Raw genomic sequence first — 1,364 nt, 5'->3', positions numbered from 1 at the left:
CTCGCCTGCCGTCACGCCAGACAGGCGCACGGCGATACGAATCCATTCGTACTGCGTCGGATCTGTAGCGTGACGCCGGAACGACACTTCGGATCCCGCCTCACGCAGAACAATCCCTCGTTCTTTCGCCGTCTTCTGGATCAGGCCGAGCGAGCAGCTGCCGAGTGACGACAGCAGCAATTCGCCGGCGTTGATCGCCTCGCCCGGGCCGCCGACGGCCACACGCTGGTCCGAGATGAAATGGTTCTTACCCGCGCTGAGCCAATAGCGGCCGAACTGGCCGATCGTAGCGGAGGTGATCGACACCGTTTCGCCGGCTGGAGCGTTCATGATGATCTCTCTGTTGTTGGTTCAGGCGCGGGCCTATGCGCCGAGCTCCAGCGCGACGGCCTTCTTTGCAGCATCGAACTGCGTGCCGAGCAGGAAAGATCGGACGTCGACCTTGTTCGGGAGCACGCCGAGCGCGTGGAAGTTGTCGGCGAGATCCTGGGTCGACGCTGCCGCCGCCTCATCGATCGGCTTCAGCGCGACCGCAGTCGACTCGGACAGCCTGGCATCGCGCACAAGCTTTTCGTAGACGGCCTGCTCGGTTCCGTTCGGCGGAAAGCCGCCTTGCGAGGCCCAGAGCGCGACCGACTCGGCCGGATGCGCGAAGATATAGGCCTGGGTCTCCCGGATGATCTTCACGAATTTGGCGAAGAGCTGCGGATACTTCACCGCGACGTCACTGCGCGCGACGTAGAACGCGTAGTCATAGGTCTTTACATCAGGGAGGAGGCGGGCCTTGCCACCGAGCTTCGTCAGCGCCAGCGCGGTAGCCGGTTGCCAGTGAATCCAGCCGTCGATGCTGCCTTGCGCAAATGCCGTGAACGCATCTGCTCCGCTCAGGCTGACGGCTGCGACGTCAGATAATCGCAGGCCAGCGGTGTCCAGATATTTGATCAGGCTGTAGGTGCCCGTCGTGCCGTTCTGATGGGCGATCTTCTTGCCTTTCAGATCGGCCGCGGTCTTGATCGACGAATTGGCCTGCACCAGGAAATCGACCTCGTCGACCGGCAGCGGATAGGCTGCGAGCGGCACGATCGGAACGCGCGCCGGAACGGCGTTCACGACCGCGGTCGCGGTTGCGAAGGTGAAGTCGACGGAGCCGGCCTTGATCGCCTCCATCACCGGAAGCGACGCCGTAAATCCGGGTTGCCAGACGATCTTGGTGCCGAGCTCGTGTTCGAGATTGCGGCCGCCCGCGCCTGCGCGCAGCGAGGCCCAGACGCCGGTGCGGCCGTCGCCGATCACCGCGACGGTCAGCTGCGGCGGTACCGCATCGGCGGCATTCGCGCGCAGCGATCCACCTGCACCCGCCGCGG

Annotated in this window: 2 protein-coding genes; both read right to left on the bottom strand. The window is 64.5% G+C overall.

Going from position 1 to position 1,364, the window contains the following annotated elements; all coding sequences use genetic code 11:
• Positions 1–330 (bottom strand): OsmC family protein (locus tag H8A95_RS43065; protein WP_229188454.1); only part of this gene is annotated, 330 nt, incomplete at its 3' end.
• 33 nt (positions 331–363) lie between these two features.
• A partial coding sequence (locus H8A95_RS43060) for an ABC transporter substrate-binding protein (RefSeq protein WP_229188453.1) occupies positions 364–1,364 on the bottom strand: 1,001 nt, incomplete at its 5' end.

The sequence above is a fragment of the Bradyrhizobium oropedii genome, from assembly GCF_020889685.1.
Lineage (GTDB): Bacteria > Pseudomonadota > Alphaproteobacteria > Rhizobiales > Xanthobacteraceae > Bradyrhizobium > Bradyrhizobium oropedii.
The sequence above is the reverse complement of the archived record's forward strand: the minus strand, read 5'-3'. Positions and strand labels throughout refer to the sequence as shown.